Genomic DNA, 15,653 nt, shown 5'->3' with positions numbered 1-15,653 from the left:
TAAATGGTCTTTAAAGATATTTTAATTTTGAATTTTATATTATTTTTTACGAAAGAATTAAAAAACACATATTTTTATATAATAAAAATTATATTTTTCGGAAAATAATACATTCAGTTTTTGGTATTTCATTAACTTTCATGGCATTGCTATTTCCAACTGGAAATTCTTTTGCTCAAAATGAGCACTATGATTACAAGTTCCAGGTTGGGAAACCAGTTGGTACTAAAGTAATACTTCCCGGCGAGCACGGAAGTGCTACTTGGTATCCTTGTAATTATAAAAAGGATTGCGATGAAATTCCGGGTTTGAAATACCGCACAAACAATTCCAACTTAGGTTATATTGAAGGAACTCCAACAAAAGCTGGAGATTACCTTTTTTCCTTCTTCCAAAATAAAGTATTAGGTAATGAATATGCATATGTTGGCGTTCATGTTGACCCAGCCGATGTGGACATCACGACAGAGAACCTTTCGCCGGGCCGGATCGGTGTCGCCTATCCTGCAACCACGCTTGCAGCCACAGGTGGCAGCGGAGCTTACACGTGGTTTGCGAACAAGCTGCCGGCCGATCTGACGCTTGACGCAACGAGCGGTATCATCACAGGCACGCCCACCGAGGCGGGCAGTTTTGACGTGAAGGTCACCGCGACCGACAAGAAAGGCTGCAACAAGAAAGGCTGCAAGGGCAAAAAGACCTATACGCTGGTCATTGCTGCCGCGCCCGCCATTGCCATTGCACCGGACGCACTGCCGGCTGGCAAGGTCAATCAGGTCTATGCCGAGACCACCTTGTCCGTCAGCGGCGGCACGGCGCCTTACACCTATAAGGCTGAAGGTCTGCCAGAAGGCTTGAGCCTCACCGGAGACAAGATCAAAGGCACGCCCACCGAGGCGCGCAGTTTTGACGTGAAGGTCACCGCGACCGACAAGGAAGGCTACGAGGGCCATATGACCTATACGCTGGTCATTGCTGCCGCGCCCACGATTGAAATTGCACCGAAAGCGCTGCCGGCTGGCAAGGTCAATCAGGTCTATGCCGAGACCACCTTGTCCGTCAGCGGCGGCACGGCGCCTTACACCTACAAGGCTGAAGGTCTGCCGGAAGGCTTGAGCCTCACCGGAGACAAGATCAAAGGCACGCCCACCGAGGCGCGCAGTTTTGACGTGAAGGTCACCGCGACCGACAAGGAAGGCTACGAGGGCCATATGACCTATACGCTGGTCATTGCTGCCGCGCCCACGATTGAAATTACACCGAAAGCGCTGCCGGCTGGCAAGATCAATCAGGTCTATGCCGAGACCACCTTGTCCGTCAGCGGCGGCACGGCACCTTACACCTACAAGGCTGAAGGTCTGCCAGAAGGCTTGAGCCTCACCGGAGACAAGATCAAAGGCACGCCTACCGAGGCGCGCAGTTTTGACGTGAAGGTCACCGCGACCGACAAGGAAGGCTACGAGGGCCATATGACCTATACGCTGGTTGTCGCTGAAGCATTACCGGTTGCGCAATCCCATTCAATGAGAGTGATGGCAGGTACCACGGCGTTTCTGAATCTGACGGAGGGAGCAACCGAAGGACCTTTCACCGATGCACGAATTATAACCACGCCAGAACAGTCTGCAGGTCACACCTGGATCAAACGTGAAGGAAAAGCGTATTTCCTTTATTTCGCTGCTTCCACAACGTTCTCCGGTGGCACGAAATTGACCTATTCGCTTGCAAACGCTCGTGGAGCGTCTAACCCGGCAGTTGTAACGATTGATGTGGTTGCGCGTCCGGATCCATCCAAGGACGAGGAAGTCATCGGACTTGTGCGCGCACAGGTCGATACTGCGAACCAATTGGCCAAGACGCAATTGGAAAACTTCAATCAGCGGTTGGAACAATTGCACAGTGAAGGTAAATGCCGCGTGAACTCTGTTGGAATCAATTTAAGCCTTGATGACCAGCAATTGCATCCGGACTTGAATATTCTCGACAAATTGCGGAATGCTGGTCTGAACGACACTTGTTCGTCGTTTCAGCGTCACTTTTCAGTGTGGACGAATGGCGCGCTGGCTTACGGTAAAAATGACGATGATAACGGCACAAACCAGAAGAATTCCGGTACCAGCATAAGCGGCGGCATCGATTATCGCTTTTCGCCGTCATTCACCGGCGGCATCGGCTTTGGATATGGGCGTGTCGTCACTGACATAGGAGAACGAGGCACACGAAACGACGGGGATATGTTCAGCACTGCGCTTTACGGCAGCTTCCGTTCGTATCGAAACATGTTTCTTGACGGGGTTCTGGGTTATGGCTGGCTGCAATTCGACAGCAATCGCTATGTTACCGCAACGGGTGAAACCGCAAGCGGCCAGCGTCTCGGCAAGCAAGTCTTCGGGTCCGTTACGTTGGGATACGAGTATCGCAATGATGCGTGGCTGCTCTCTCCTTACGCACGTCTCGACGCGGCACATACAATGCTGGGCGCGTTTGATGAAACAGGCGCGGGCATCTTTAATCTCGCATTCGACAAGCAGGCCGTGGATCTCCTCTCTACGACGGTCGGCATTCGTTCCGAATATTCAGTTCCCATGGATTGGGGGATACTGAAACTGCGCGGACGCCTGGAATATTCGCACGATTTTGCCGGCGCCAGTCAGGCAAGAATAGGTTATGCGGATATAGGCGGCTTTATGCCTTATGCAATTGAAGTCGACGCATCATACCGTGACAGCTTCAAAATAGGGGCGGGAGTTGACAATCAGATCGGCAGGCGCTGGTCCCTTGGCCTCGACTACAGTACCCAGATTGGAACGACCAACGGCGCACTGCAGCATAGTTTCACATGGAAGCTGTCGCGGCAATTCAGCCCGGGAAAACCGTGATGGGTGAATAGGCCTATCACAACATTCGGTTCGATCGCTTTCGGTCACACTTCACCGCGTGCGCGCCATAGCTCCCAGGCAAAGCGCGCACGCTGTCGGCAAGGCCACGCACCAGAGCTGTCGGGTTTAAAAGCGAGGTGCCATAGGTGAAAATGGCGGCCTTGAAATGGCTTGTCCCGAGCCGCTTGGTGGGAGCGTCGCCTTCAAGTCAGTCGAATGGTTCCTTAAGGCGCTCCAGCTCTTTGACGGTTGGCTCAAGAACCTCACGCATCCCCTGATCCGAAACGGCCGCGTGAAACTTTCCATCCTGCCGCCAGTCGCAGTTGATGCCATGCTGGTCAATCTGCTGTTTGAGATGGTCTATGGCTGCGCGCGCCGGCGCACGGTAGCTGTGCGACTTGGCCAGCTCCTCCATCGACGAGCTGACATTGTGCGGCAGATCAATGGCAAAGCCTGCAGCGCGTCCCGATGTCCCTTTTCCGACTTCCTGCGCATCGATCAATGCAATCTGATCGTTGGGGCGGTTCTCGGCCAGACGTCGCGCGGCGGCTAAGCCTGCATATCCTGCACCGAGTACGATCCAGTCGGCCTTGATATCGCCTTTGAGCGCTGCATTTGGCGTGCGAACTGGTAACATCCTGCTCCAGCCATTGGTGTTGCCATCAGCGGGAAGGATGCGAATGGCGGGCATTTCAAAGGCTCAACTGTTGGAAAGAGATTTCAAAGAAAAAGGCGGGAGTTCATCCCGCCCTGTTCCAGTTACAATATGGAGGCCGATCAGTCGATCTTGCTGGTCGCGCGGTCGATAACAGCCTGCGGGAATTCGACGCCCATCTTCTTGGCAGCGCCAAGATTGATGACGAGATCGGTGCCCTTGGCGATGTCGACAGCGATATCGCCTGGCTTTTCACCCTTGAGAATCTTCACCACGACGGCGCCGGTCTGCTTGCCGACATCGTAATAGTTGAAGCCGAGGGCAGCGAGTGCACCACGCTTGACCGAATCCGTGTCTGCAGTGAAGAGCGGCAGTTTGCTTTCTTCCGCAACACCGACGGCGCTTTCCAGAGCCGAAACGATGGTGTTGTCGGTCGGAACATACATGGCGTCCGCACGGCCGACGAGGGCGCGCGCTGCACCCTGAACTTCAGCCGACTTGGTGGCAGCCGATTCAACGATTTCGATGCCTTCGGCGGAAGCTGCTTCCTTCAGTGCGGCCAGAAGCGACACGGAATTGGTTTCACCGGAATTGTAGAGATAACCGAGCTTCTTGATGTTCGGCATCACTTCCTTGATGAGCTTGATGTGCTCTGCCACCGGCGACATATCGGAAAGACCGGTCACGTTGCCGCCCGGCTTTGTCATGTCCTTGACGAGCTGCGCGCCGAGCGGATCGGAAACAGCGGTGAACACGACCGGAATATCGCGGGTTGCCGAAACGACAGCCTGTGCCGAAGGTGTCGAGATCGGAACGATCACATCCGGGCCTTCGCCGACGAACTGGCGGGCGATCTGTGCTGCGGTTGCCGGGTTGCCCTGTGCGGACTGATAGACGAATTTGAGATTTTCGCCTTCCTTGTAGCCAGCTTCGGCCAGCGCATCCTTCACGCCGTCGCGCGCGGCGTCGAGGGCCGGATGTTCAACGATGGCGGTTACGGCGACGGTTACGTCTTTTGCCTGTGCCGAGGTGGCAATGGCCGTTGCGGCCAGCAAGGCCAGAAGCATAGAACGCATGAAAATCTCCCCTGTTTTGGTGCGTTGCTTATCGGCAAACACCTTTTCTCCAATAACCTCAGATTGAAGGTTTATCCGCCAGATTTGAGGCTTAATCGGGTCCGGATAGACTGTCAACGTGTGGGGTAATCTGTCAGGCAGCCTGTCCGGCAACCTGTCCGGATTGAACACGATATGCCCGCAACAAAAAGCGGCTCGAATTCTGACGGGGTTCAAATGCTGAACACTGTGTTCAGCACCCTTTCAATCTGGCGGCGCGCCGCCATATTTGGCGATAACAATTATCTTTTGCCCGCAATCAGGGAACATCATCATGAAGAAAATCGGCTTTCTTTCCTTCGGTCATTGGTCGCCATCGCCGCAATCGGGAACCCGTTCCGCAAGCGATGCGCTTCTGCAATCGATTGACCTTGCTGTTGCCGCCGAGGAACTGGGCGCGGACGGCGCCTATTTCCGTGTGCATCATTTTGCGCGCCAGCTCGCCTCGCCATTTCCGCTGCTCGCAGCCATCGGCGCCAAGACGAGCAAGATCGAGATCGGCACAGCCGTCATCGACATGCGTTATGAAAACCCGTTCTATATGGTCGAAGATGCCAGTGCTGCGGACCTGATCTCCAAAGGCCGTTTGCAGCTTGGCATCAGCCGCGGATCACCCGAACAGGTGATCGATGGCTGGCGTTATTTCGGCTATGCGCCGGAAGAGGGCATGACCGATGCCGATCTGGGTCGCAAGCATGGCGAGGTGTTCTTCGAAGCGCTGAAGGGGCAGGGCTTCGCCCAGCCAAATCCGCGCCCGATGTTTCCGAACCCTCCCGGTCTGCTGCGCATTGAGCCGCATTCGGAAGGTCTTCGGGATCGCATCTGGTGGGGTGCTGCCTCGGATGCGACAGCTATCTGGGCGGCAAAGCTTGGCATGAATCTGCAAAGCTCAACCCTGAAGAAGGACGAGTCAGGTGAGCCGCTGCATATCCAGCAGGCCAAGCAGATCCGCGCCTATCGTGAAGCCTGGAAGGAAGCTGGACACACCCGCACGCCGCGTGTTTCGGTGAGCCGCAGCATCTTCGCGCTGGTCGATGACCGCGACCGGGCTTATTTTGGTGGCGGTAGCAACGAGCAGGATTCGATTGGCTACATTGAAGAGGATTTGAGAGCCGTCTTCGGGCGGTCCTATGCGGCCGAACCGGATAAGCTCATCAAGCAACTCGAAAAGGATGAGGCGATTGCTGAAGCCGATACGCTGCTTCTCACGGTGCCGAACCAGCTTGGTGTCGACTACAACGCGCATGTAATCGAGTCGATCCTCAAGCATGTTGCGCCAGCACTTGGCTGGCGCTGAGTACTCTTAAAGACAGGCGGTGCAAGCATGTCTCCTGAAAGTGGAAACCGGTTTCGGGATAAAGATATGCGCAGAAATAGACCACCGCCTGTTTTCATTCCATGCCGTAAATCGCCAGAAGCTGTTTCATGCGGCTGATGGCGAGGTCTGGCTGGTCGAGAACATTGGCCTGATCGGCAAGGCGGAATATGTCGGCGTAATGCGAAATGCCACGCGCCGACTGCATTCCGGCTGGCATGGTGAAATGGTTCTGGTGACCGTTTAGCCAGGCCAGGAACACGACGCCAGCCTTGTAATATTGTGTCGGTGCCTCAAAGATTTTCCGCGATAGCGGCACTGTTGGCTCGATGATGGCGCGGAAGCGGGCATTGTCGCCTGCGGCCAGTGCCGCGAGCGCGCTGGACGCCTGTGGTGCGACCGCATCAAAGATACCGAGCAGCGCATGACTGTGCTTGTTTCCGTAGCCTTCGATCAGCGGCGCATAGTTGAAATCATCACCTGTGAAACACAGAACACCTTCCGGCAGGCGGTCGCGCAGTGCGATTTCGTAGCGCTCCTCCAGCAGCGAGATTTTGATGCCTTCCACCTTGTCGCGATGGGCTTCAATGATGCCGATCACCGTATCAAGCGCATTGTCGAAATTTTCCGAACCCCAATAGCCTTTAAGCTGCGGGTCGAACATATCGCCCAGCCAGTGCAGCACGACTTTGTCGCGGGCTTGACCGAGAATCCGGCCATAGACCTTGGCGTAATCGTCGGGGGACCTGGCGATGCGCGTCAGGGCGCGGCTTGCCATCAGGATGAAACGCCCGCCATGTTTCTCGATGAAGTCGGCCTGTGTTTCATAGGCCTTGATGACGTCATCGAGGCTTTTCGCATCGGCGGGATCAAGATGATCAGTGCCTGCACCGCTCGCGAGATCGGCGCCCGCTACGGTCTTGCTGTCTGCCAGCGAACGGCGGATCAGTTCCTGCGCACCTGCCCAGTTCAGTCCCATGCCGCGCTGTGACGTATCCATCGCTTCCGCGATGTTGAAGCCGAGGCTCCACAGATGATGCCGGAAAGCCATGGTCGCATCCCAGTCGATCGCCGGGTCGTTCCATGGACGGGCATCTTTCAGCGGATCGGAAACCACATGCGCTGCTGCATAGGCAATGCGATTGAACTGCGGCGGGTTTGCTGGACGTGAGGTTGGTGTCCCGGTCAGCGTGTAGGAATGCAGGCTTCCCTTGCTATCCGGCAATGTCACTTGATGGTTGCTCATGCCCTTATCGTTCCTCCGCCTGAATATCTGATTGTTAGTTTAGAACGTTCCAAATGACAATCCGGTCAAAAATTAAGGCAGAAATGCGATTTGCGTGATTTTAGGTGAAAAGTACACGCTCTCGCAGAAAATGCGCCTAAAAACCGGCTTTCAATTGTGGCGAAGCGAGGGAAAATAGCGGCTTCCGCCTCCGCTCTTGACAGTATTGGAACGTTCCAATTAAATCAGCAATCGAAACCGGAGTAGGGCATGAGCAAGAACAGCGTCACCGTTATCGACATTGCGCGCGAGGCTGGCGTGTCGAAATCGACTGTCTCGCTGGTGCTGCGTGACAGTCCGCTTGTTCATGCCGAAACCCGCGCCAAGGTGCAGGAGGCAATCGAGAAACTCGGTTATGTTTATAACCGTTCGGCTGCCAATCTCCGCCAGGCGAAGTCGAAAATCATCGGCCTTGTGGTCAATGACCTGACCAACAGCTTCTTTGCCGAACTGGCCGTAGGCGTGGACCGTGTCATGCAGTCGGCGGGCTATGTGCAGTTTCTCGCCAACACGGCGGAAAGCATTGATCGTCAGCGCGAGGTGATTGCTTCGATGCGTGAACATGGCATTGCCGGGCTGATCGTTTCGCCAGCGCGTGGAACCGAGGCTAATGATCTGAAACCGCTGGCAAAAAGTGGCCTGCCGGTTGTGCAGATGGTGCGCGATGTGCCGGGATCTGGCGTTTCTTCCATCGTTTCGGATAATCGCGGCGGCGTGGCAAAGGCGGTTGAACATCTGGTGTCGCTAGGGCATCGCGTAATCGCTTTCATGGGCGGCTATGCGGATACCGCTGTTTTTGCTGAGAGAGTTGCGGGCTATCGTGCGGGACTTGAGCAGGCAGGCATCGTGTTTGATGATGCGCTGGTCTTCACCTCTGCGCCTTCACGCGCTGGCGGTGTTGAAGCAGTTGAGCGCATGTTGCGGCACGGCATGAAGCCGACGGCAGCGGTGTGCTTCAATGATGCTGTGGCCTTTGGGGTCTGCGATGGTTTGCGCGCTGCAAATCTGGAGCCGGGCCGGGATTTTGGCGTGGTTGGTTTTGACGACGTGATCGAGGCAAAGACCGCTGTTCCGGCACTGACGACTGTGGCTGTCGATCCGCAAGGTTTGGGAGAACGTGCGGCGCAGCTTTTGCTGAAGCAGATCAATTCGGAACGGGTGGAGGCGGAGGCGCAGCGCTTGTCGGTGCGTCTTGCGGTGCGTGCAAGTTGTGGTGCGCCGTTCAAAAATGAGGAGAAACTCGCATGGCAAAGTGGGGCCTTATAGGCGCAAGCACCATTGCAAAAGAATGGGTGATCGGAGCTATTCGCGCCACCGGTGGCGAAGTAGTGTCCGTCTACAGCACCAATGCTGCACGTGGAGAAACTTATGCCCGCGAGAACGGGATTGCCTGCTCTGTGACAAGCCTTGATGCGCTGTTGTCCGATCCGGAAATCGACGCTGTCTATATCTCCACCACCAATGAATTGCATCGTGATCAGGCGATTGCTGCCGCCAAAGCAGGCAAGCATATTCTCTGCGAAAAGCCGCTGGCACTGACGCTTTCTGACGCGCACCAGATGTTGAAAGCGGTTCGCGAGGCGGGCATGGTTGCGGGTACCAATCATCACTTGCGCAATGCCGCAAGCCACGGTGCCATGCGTGATGCCATTGCCAGTGGCAGGATCGGCAAAGTGTTGGGTGCGCGGGTTTTCCATGCGGTTTATCTGCCGCCACATCTGCAAGGCTGGCGCATCGAGCGGCCCGATGCGGGCGGTGGCGTCATTCTCGATATTACCGTGCATGATGCCGACACGCTGCGTTTTGTGCTTGGTGAGGATCCGGTTGAGGCGGTCGCTTTCAGCCAGCAAGGTGGCCTTGGTGGCGAAGGGCTGGAAGACGGTGTGATGGGCGTTCTACGCTTCCCATCCGGTGTGATTGCCCAGTTCCACGATGCTTTCACCACCAAATATGCGGAAACCGGCTTTGAAGTGCATGGCAGCGAAGGCTCGCTCATTGCACGCAATGTCATGACGCAAAAGCCGGTCGGTTCGGTGCTGTTGCGTGACAAGGACGGCGAGCACGAATTGCCGTTGGATCAGAAAAATCTCTACGAAACCGCCTTGCAGGCTTTCCATGATGCTGTTGCTGGCAAGGGCCAGCCATCGGCAACATTGGAGGACGGCATCTGGTCGCTGGCGACCGGGCTTGCTGTGCTTGAGGCCGCAAAGACCGGCAAGGCTACCGCCGTTCATTCAGGACTTTGAGAATTATGAGCAAACATATTTCCTTTGCAGAAGCCGCAAGACTTATTCCCGACAACGCTGTCGTTTCGGTTTCTTCGTCGAGTGGCCTCGGCTGTCCTGACATGATGCTGAAAGCCATTGGCGAGCGGTTTGATGAAACCGGTCATCCCCAGAATATAACCACGCTGCATCCGATTGCGGCTGGCGATATGAGTGGCATCAAGGGTGTCGATTACATCGCCAAAAAGGGGCTTCTCAAAAAGATCATCGGCGGTTCCTATCCGTCAGGACCATCGAGCGCCGAGCCTCCGCTGATCTGGCAGATGATCACCAATAATGAGATTCCGGCCTATAATATCCCGTCGGGCATTCTGTTCGACATGCATCGCGAAGCCGCCGCCAAACGCCCCGGCGTGCTGACCAAGGTGGGGCTTGATACCTTCGTTGATCCCAAGCGTCAGGGTACGGCGATGAATGACAAGGCGCGCGAGGAGCCGGTCGTTAAACAGGTCAGTTTTGAAGGTGAGGACTGGCTCTATTTCCCCAATATCGTGCCGCATGTCACGATTATCCGGGCAACGACTGCTGATGAACGCGGCAATCTCACCTATGAACATGAGGGTGCTTATCTTGGTGGTCTTGATCAGGCGCTGGCTGCATGCAACAATGGCGGTATCGTCATTGCGCAGGTCAAACGCATTGCCAAGGAAGGCACGCTGAAACCGCATAATGTGCGGGTGCCGGGCGTTTTGGTCGATTATATCGTGGTTGATCCCGACCAGAAGCAGACAACACAGACGCTTTATGATCCGGCAATTTCCGGCGAGATTTTCCGTCCGCTCGATACGTTCCGTTTGGCCGAATTCAATATTCAGAAAGCGATTGCGCGGCGTGTCGCGCAGGAATTGCAGGCGGGAAGTGCGGTCAATTTGGGCTTTGGCATTTCCGCCAATGTGCCGCGCATTTTGCTCGAAGAAGGTCTGCATGGTGCTGTGACCTGGGTGATAGAGCAGGGTGCGGTTGGCGGTGTGCCGTTGCTGGATTTTGCCTTTGGCTGCGCGTCGAATGCTGACGCCTATATGCCGTCACCCTATCAGTTCACTTATTTTCAGGGCGCTGGCTTCGACGTTTCGCTTCTGTCTTTTCTTGAGATCGGACGCGACGGCTCGGTCAATGTGTCGAAGCTGTCATTCCGTCCGCATGTAACGGCGGGCGCTGGCGGCTTTGTCGATATTACCGCAAGAGCCAAAAAGATCGTCTTTTCAGGCATGTTCAATGCCGGGGCGAAATTGTCGGTCGCTGACGGTAAGCTGGTGATTGAGAAGGAAGGCAAGCTTAAAAAGCTCGTCAATGAGGTTGAACATGTCACCTTCTCCGGTCCGCGCGGTGTCGAACAGGGACAGGACATTACCTATGTCACCGAACGTGCGGTTCTGAAGCTCACGCCAGAAGGCATTGTGCTTACCGAGATTGCGCCGGGTGTGGATTTGCAGACGCATATTCTGGACCAGGCTGAGTTTCCGCTGATTGTTTCGGATCAGCTTAAACTCATGGATGAGGCACTGTTCCGTGACGAGCCGATCGGACTTGAATTGCCGCAAAAGCCTGCGCGAAAGCTGGAGGCTTAAATGGCTCAACGGATAGACATCTCGATTGAGAACCACATCGCCGTCATGACCATCAAGCGGCCCGAAAAGCTCAATGCGTTTGATATCGAGCTTCTGCACGAATTGTCTGCGGCCTGTGATCGGGTGGAAGCGGAGTGCACCGTGCGGGTAGCGATCCTGACCGGTGAGGGCAAAGCCTTTTCCGCCGGTGGTGACATCAAGGCATGGGGCGGCATGGAACCGCAGGAATTCGGCCATGCCTGGGTGCGCTACGGTCATCGTGTGTTCGAGCGGCTTGCGACTTTGCGTGTGCCATTGATTGCAGCGATGAACGGTCATGCGCTGGGCGGCGGGCTGGAACTGGCAGGCGTTGCCGATATCCGCATCGTTGAGCGACAGGCCAAGATCGGCCTGCCGGAAACCTCGCTCGGCATGATCCCCGGCTGGTCGGGCACGCAGCGCCTTGTGCGCCGTTTCGGTGCGCAGATTGTGCGCCGCATGGTGCTGGGCGGCGAGATGTTTACCGCAGAAGAAGCGCTGTCGCATGGGCTGGTGGATCATGTGGTGGAGACGGGTGCAGCCTTGCAGGCGGCGCAGGACTATGCGGCGCGGGTGGCCAAGCGCGGACCGGCTGCGCTGGAAATTTCCAAATTGATGCTGTCCGTCGCCAATGGCGAGGACAATGGAACCGCTGTCGAGGCGCTGGGATCGATCCTTGTCGCCAAGACGGGTGATTTGAAGGAAGGCGTGCGTTCGTTCAGCGAAAAGCGCGAAGCAAATTTCAAGGGAGAATGGTAATGAGCGTTGTCGTCAAACCACAGCCTTTGACCGGGCTGGAAGTCCGCGAATTCTCCATGCTGATCAATGGCCAATGGGTGCAAAGCCAGAGCGGCGGCAGCATCGAGCGTGTTGCGCCCGGCCATGGCGTCACGGTGAGCCGCTATCCGGCGGGCAACAAGGCCGATGTGGAACTGGCCGTTGCTGCTGCCAGAAAAGCTTTCGATGACGGGCGCTGGTCGTCCAAAACGGCATCGCAGCGTTCGCTGGTTTTGCTGAAAGCCGCCGATCTGATTGAAGCGCGGGCGGAAGAGCTCGCCTATCTCGATGCGATTGAAGCCGGCAAACCAATTTCTCAGGTGCGCGGCGAGATTGCAGGCTCGGTTGACATCTGGCGCTATGCGGCAGCGCTTGCGCGTGATCTGCATGGCGAGAGCTACAATACGCTCGGCGATGGTACTTTGGGCGTCGTGTTGCGCGAGGCAATTGGTGTCGTTTCCATCATCACGCCGTGGAATTTCCCGTTCCTGATCGTGGGCCAGAAGCTGCCATTCGCACTGGCGGCGGGTTGTACGGCGGTGGTGAAGCCTTCGGAACTGACGTCCGGTTCGACATTGTTGCTCGGCGAAATTCTGGCCGAAGCAGGCGTGCCGGACGGTGTTGTCAATATCATCACCGGAACGGGCGCTGATGTCGGCCAGCATATGAGTACGCATCCGGATGTTGATATGGTTTCGTTCACCGGCTCAACCGGTGTGGGCAAGCTGACCATGGCCAACGCCGCACAAACGCTGAAAAAAGTATCGCTGGAGCTTGGCGGCAAGAACCCGCAAATCCTGTTTCCTGATGCGGATATGGATGCCTTTATCGATGCTGCCGTTTTTGGCGCATGGTTCAATGCGGGCGAATGCTGCAATGCCGGTTCGCGGCTGATCGTGCATCGCTCGATTGTCGATGAGATTGTCGGACGCGTGGCCGATCTGTCGAAAAAGGTGATCGTTGGTGATCCGCTTGATGTCAGCACGCAGGTGGGCGCGATCATCACGCCGCAGCACCTGACGAAGGTTGGCACCTATGTTGATCAGGCCAAAAAGGCCGGTGCCGCAATTGCCCATGGCGGCGATGTGCTGGATCTCGGCCTTGGCCAATATATGGGACCGACCATTATTGCAGGTGTGAAAGCCGACATGGCCGTGGCGCGTGAAGAAGTGTTCGGGCCGGTTCTGTCGGTGCTGTCTTTTAATACGGTGGATGAGGCAATTTCGATTGCCAATGCGGTTGATTATGGCTTGTCGGCTGGCGTGTGGAGCCGCGATTTCGACACCTGCATGAGCATTGGTCGCAAAGTGCGCGCTGGCACAGTCTGGATGAACACCTTCATGGACGGCACGCCGGAACTGCCTTTTGGCGGTTATCGTCAATCGGGTCTGGGCCGCGAGCTGGGCCGTCATGCGGTGGAGGATTATACCGAAACCAAGACGCTCAACATGCATATCGGTGCGCGCACCGGATGGTGGATGCCGCAGGCTAAGTAGGGAGTGACGGCTTTGGGAGGACAGCCGGATATCGTCATCATCGGATCGGGTATCGGCGGCGCGACAATGGCTGCCGGTCTTGCCGCGTCAGGTGCCGACATTCTCATTCTTGAGGCGGGGGAGCGCTTGCCGGACCGATCGGAAAATCGCGACCCGCGCGCCATTTTCCAGCGTGGATTTTTTCGCCCGAAAGAGTTCTGGTACGAGACGGATGGCACGCCGTTTAATCCCGGAAATTATTATAATGTTGGCGGTAATTCCAAGTTCTTTGGCGCGGTGCTGATCCGTTATCGCCGCGAGGATTTTGCCGAGATGACGCATCTGGAAGGTGTGTCTCCGGCATGGCCATTCGCCTATGAGGAGCTGGAGCCGTGGTATAGCCGTGCTGAGCAGCTTTTTCAGGTGCGGGGTGAACTGGGCGATGATCCGACCGAACCGGAACATTCAAAGTCCTATCCCTATCCGGCGATCCATGACGAACGGCCAATGGCCGATGTGCGTGCCCGATTAAAGAAAGCGGGACTTCACCCGGCTTCCTTGCCGTTGGGTGTCGATATCGACCGTTGGCTGGCAAAGGCTAAAACGCCATGGGATGCATTTCCCAATAGCGATGACGGCAAGATGGATGCGGAATCCTGTCCGCTTGCGCAGGCGCTTGAATATCCGAATGTGCGGCTTGAAACTCAAGCGCGGGCGACGCGGTTGGAAACCGGGCCGGATGGAAAGGCGATCACCGCAGTTCATTATGTGAAGAATGGTGAGACGCTGGTGCTGCGCCCCAAGCTCGTTATTCTCTCAGCCGGTGCGGTGCAGTCGGCAGCGCTTCTGCTGCGCTCCGGCCTTGCCAATCGTTCTGATCAGGTGGGCCGCAATTTCATGAACCACAATTCCAGCGCGGTGATTGCTTTCGACCCGCGCTATCGCAACGATTCCATCCACCAGAAGACTTTCGGTTTCAATGATTACTATCTGTCGGATGGAGCAGGCGGACCGCCGCTTGGCAATGTACAACTGCTTGGCCGTGTGTCGGGCGAAATCCTGACAGCCAATATGCCCCGCGTGCCGGAATGGCTGCTGAACCGCATTGCACGTCATACGATCGATTTTTACGCGATGAGCGAAGATTTGCCATCGCCGGAAAGCCGCGTGACAGTGGATGGCGATCGCATCATTCTGCATTGGGTGCGCAGCAACTGGAAAGCGCATCTGATGCTGGTCGATAAGCTCAAATCAGCACTCAGGCAGGCAGGTTTTCCGGTGGTGCTGTCACGGGCTTTTGACCGGCGTACGCCATCGCATCAATGCGGCACTGTGCGTATCGGCAACGATCCGGCGACGGCGCCGCTTGATCCATATTGCCGCGCTTACGATCATCCCAATCTCTATGTGGTTGATGCGTCGTTCCTGCCGACATCGGCGGCGGTCAATCCGGCGCTGACCATCGCCGCACAGGCGTTGCGCGTGGCGGACAGTCTTAACCGGGAGGTGCTGGCATGAACCATCAACGACCTGTTGCACTGGTAACCGGTGGGCGGCGTGGCATCGGGCTTGGCATTGCCCGCACTCTGGCCGCCAAGGGGTTCGATCTGGCGATTACCGACCGCGAGCGTGACGATGCCGTCATCCATGAATTGCGCGCGCTTGGCGGAAAGGTGGTTTTCTTTGAAAGCGATCTGGCTGCCGTTGGAATGCATGAGGCAACTGTCTCCGCGGTGCTGAAGGAATTTGGCGGCATCGATTGTCTGGTCAACAATGCAGGCATGGGTTCGGTCGAACGCGGGGATTTTCTGGGTCTGAAGCCCGAAAACTTCGACACGATCATGGATGTGAACCTGCGTGGCACGGTGTTTTTCACCCAGGCTGTGGTGAAGGCCATGCTTGCCGCAACCGAAGTGCGTTTCCCACGCAGTATCGTGACGATCAGTTCGGTTTCGTCAGTGATGACTTCGCCGGAGCGGCTTGATTACTGCATCAGCAAGGCTGGGTTGACCGCCTTCGTGCAGGGGCTTGCGTTGCGTCTGGCTGAAGCGCGGATTGGTGTGTTCGAGGTGCGCCCCGGTATCATCCGCACCGATATGACAGCCAAAGTTGCCGAGCGTTATGACGGGCTGATCGAAGCCGGTCTGGTGCCGATGAAACGCTGGGGCGAGGCAGGCGATGTCGGCGCCATCGCGGCCGGGCTTGCGGGCGGAAATTTCATTTTCGCAACAGGCTCGGTGATCAACGCCGATGGCGGCCTGTCTATTGCGAAGCTTTAGTT

The 15,653-nt window shown here is 56.3% G+C and carries 12 protein-coding genes; 9 read left to right on the top strand and 3 right to left on the bottom strand.

Annotated features, from left to right (window positions below; genetic code table 11):
* Nucleotides 1-452 precede the first annotated feature (452 nt).
* Entirely contained in the window at nucleotides 453-2,879 is a 2,427-nt protein-coding gene (locus tag ABDF71_RS00760) for an autotransporter domain-containing protein (RefSeq protein ID WP_500060812.1), read from the top strand.
* Nucleotides 2,880-3,087: 208 nt separating this feature from the next.
* Here the strand turns inward: ABDF71_RS00760 and ABDF71_RS00755 are convergent, their stop codons facing one another.
* Together ABDF71_RS00755 and ABDF71_RS00750 are read right to left on the bottom strand one after the other, a co-directional pair.
* Nucleotides 3,088-3,570, bottom strand: coding sequence for an FAD-dependent oxidoreductase (locus ABDF71_RS00755; RefSeq protein WP_235917040.1), 483 nt, complete (start codon nucleotides 3,568-3,570; stop codon nucleotides 3,088-3,090).
* Between the two features lie 86 nt (nucleotides 3,571-3,656).
* Entirely contained in the window at nucleotides 3,657-4,610 is a 954-nt protein-coding gene (locus ABDF71_RS00750; protein ID WP_010657637.1) for an ABC transporter substrate-binding protein, read from the bottom strand.
* 313 nt (nucleotides 4,611-4,923) lie between these two features.
* Here ABDF71_RS00750 and ABDF71_RS00745 point away from each other — a divergent pair, with 313 nt between their 5' ends.
* On the top strand, nucleotides 4,924-5,946 hold the full coding sequence (locus tag ABDF71_RS00745) for an LLM class flavin-dependent oxidoreductase (protein ID WP_151616677.1): 1,023 nt from the start codon (nucleotides 4,924-4,926) through the stop codon (nucleotides 5,944-5,946).
* 94 nt (nucleotides 5,947-6,040) lie between these two features.
* Here ABDF71_RS00745 and ABDF71_RS00740 read toward each other — a convergent pair whose 3' ends face one another.
* Nucleotides 6,041-7,210, bottom strand: a complete 1,170-nt coding sequence (locus tag ABDF71_RS00740; RefSeq protein WP_151616676.1) for a dihydrodipicolinate synthase family protein — start codon at nucleotides 7,208-7,210, stop codon at nucleotides 6,041-6,043.
* Nucleotides 7,211-7,459: 249 nt separating this feature from the next.
* On the opposite strand from ABDF71_RS00740, the gene ABDF71_RS00735 reads away from it, so the two are divergent.
* From ABDF71_RS00735 to ABDF71_RS00705, 7 genes are read left to right on the top strand one after another with little or no spacing between them, the layout of a single operon-like run.
* A complete protein-coding gene (locus ABDF71_RS00735) occupies nucleotides 7,460-8,515 on the top strand; it encodes a LacI family DNA-binding transcriptional regulator (protein WP_500060809.1) in 1,056 nt (351 codons plus the stop codon).
* The gene (locus ABDF71_RS00730; protein ID WP_500060807.1) at nucleotides 8,494-9,495 is read left to right on the top strand and encodes a Gfo/Idh/MocA family protein; all 1,002 of its coding nucleotides are present in this window, start codon (nucleotides 8,494-8,496) and stop codon (nucleotides 9,493-9,495) included. Before ABDF71_RS00735 ends, ABDF71_RS00730 begins: the two co-directional genes overlap by 22 nt.
* Before the next feature lie 5 nt (nucleotides 9,496-9,500).
* A complete protein-coding gene (locus tag ABDF71_RS00725; RefSeq protein ID WP_151616673.1) occupies nucleotides 9,501-11,102 on the top strand; it encodes an acyl CoA:acetate/3-ketoacid CoA transferase in 1,602 nt (533 codons plus the stop codon).
* Nucleotides 11,103-11,879: an enoyl-CoA hydratase/isomerase family protein gene (locus tag ABDF71_RS00720; RefSeq protein WP_151616672.1), complete on the top strand. Its 777-nt coding sequence runs from the start codon at nucleotides 11,103-11,105 to the stop codon at nucleotides 11,877-11,879.
* Nucleotides 11,873-13,393, top strand: a complete 1,521-nt coding sequence (locus ABDF71_RS00715; RefSeq protein ID WP_151616671.1) for an aldehyde dehydrogenase family protein — start codon at nucleotides 11,873-11,875, stop codon at nucleotides 13,391-13,393. Before ABDF71_RS00720 ends, ABDF71_RS00715 begins: the two co-directional genes overlap by 7 nt.
* 12 nt (nucleotides 13,394-13,405) lie before the next feature.
* Complete coding sequence (locus ABDF71_RS00710; RefSeq protein WP_151616679.1) at nucleotides 13,406-14,890, top strand: FAD-dependent oxidoreductase; 1,485 nt, start codon at nucleotides 13,406-13,408, stop codon at nucleotides 14,888-14,890.
* Entirely contained in the window at nucleotides 14,887-15,651 is a 765-nt protein-coding gene (locus ABDF71_RS00705) for a 3-ketoacyl-ACP reductase (RefSeq protein ID WP_151616670.1), read from the top strand. Before ABDF71_RS00710 ends, ABDF71_RS00705 begins: the two co-directional genes overlap by 4 nt.
* Nucleotides 15,652-15,653: the final 2 nt, after the last annotated feature.

The organism is Ochrobactrum sp. WV_118_8, assembly GCF_039631535.1.
GTDB lineage: Bacteria > Pseudomonadota > Alphaproteobacteria > Rhizobiales > Rhizobiaceae > Brucella > Brucella anthropi.
This window is presented reverse-complemented; position numbering and strand designations above follow the sequence as displayed.

Excerpts from the sequence above, each read along its gene's own strand:
- ABDF71_RS00730 (WP_500060807.1), top strand. The coding sequence starts at position 8,494 with ATGGCAAAGTGGGGCCTTATAGGCGCAAGCACCATTGCAAAAGAATGG.
- ABDF71_RS00705 (WP_151616670.1), top strand. The coding sequence starts at position 14,887 with ATGAACCATCAACGACCTGTTGCACTGGTAACCGGTGGGCGGCGTGGC.
- ABDF71_RS00720 (WP_151616672.1), top strand. The coding sequence starts at position 11,103 with ATGGCTCAACGGATAGACATCTCGATTGAGAACCACATCGCCGTCATG.
- ABDF71_RS00735 (WP_500060809.1), top strand. The coding sequence starts at position 7,460 with ATGAGCAAGAACAGCGTCACCGTTATCGACATTGCGCGCGAGGCTGGC.
- ABDF71_RS00745 (WP_151616677.1), top strand. The coding sequence starts at position 4,924 with ATGAAGAAAATCGGCTTTCTTTCCTTCGGTCATTGGTCGCCATCGCCG.
- ABDF71_RS00750 (WP_010657637.1), bottom strand. The coding sequence starts at position 4,610 with ATGCGTTCTATGCTTCTGGCCTTGCTGGCCGCAACGGCCATTGCCACC.
- ABDF71_RS00740 (WP_151616676.1), bottom strand. The coding sequence starts at position 7,210 with ATGAGCAACCATCAAGTGACATTGCCGGATAGCAAGGGAAGCCTGCAT.
- ABDF71_RS00755 (WP_235917040.1), bottom strand. The coding sequence starts at position 3,570 with ATGCCCGCCATTCGCATCCTTCCCGCTGATGGCAACACCAATGGCTGG.
- ABDF71_RS00715 (WP_151616671.1), top strand. The coding sequence starts at position 11,873 with ATGGTAATGAGCGTTGTCGTCAAACCACAGCCTTTGACCGGGCTGGAA.
- ABDF71_RS00725 (WP_151616673.1), top strand. The coding sequence starts at position 9,501 with ATGAGCAAACATATTTCCTTTGCAGAAGCCGCAAGACTTATTCCCGAC.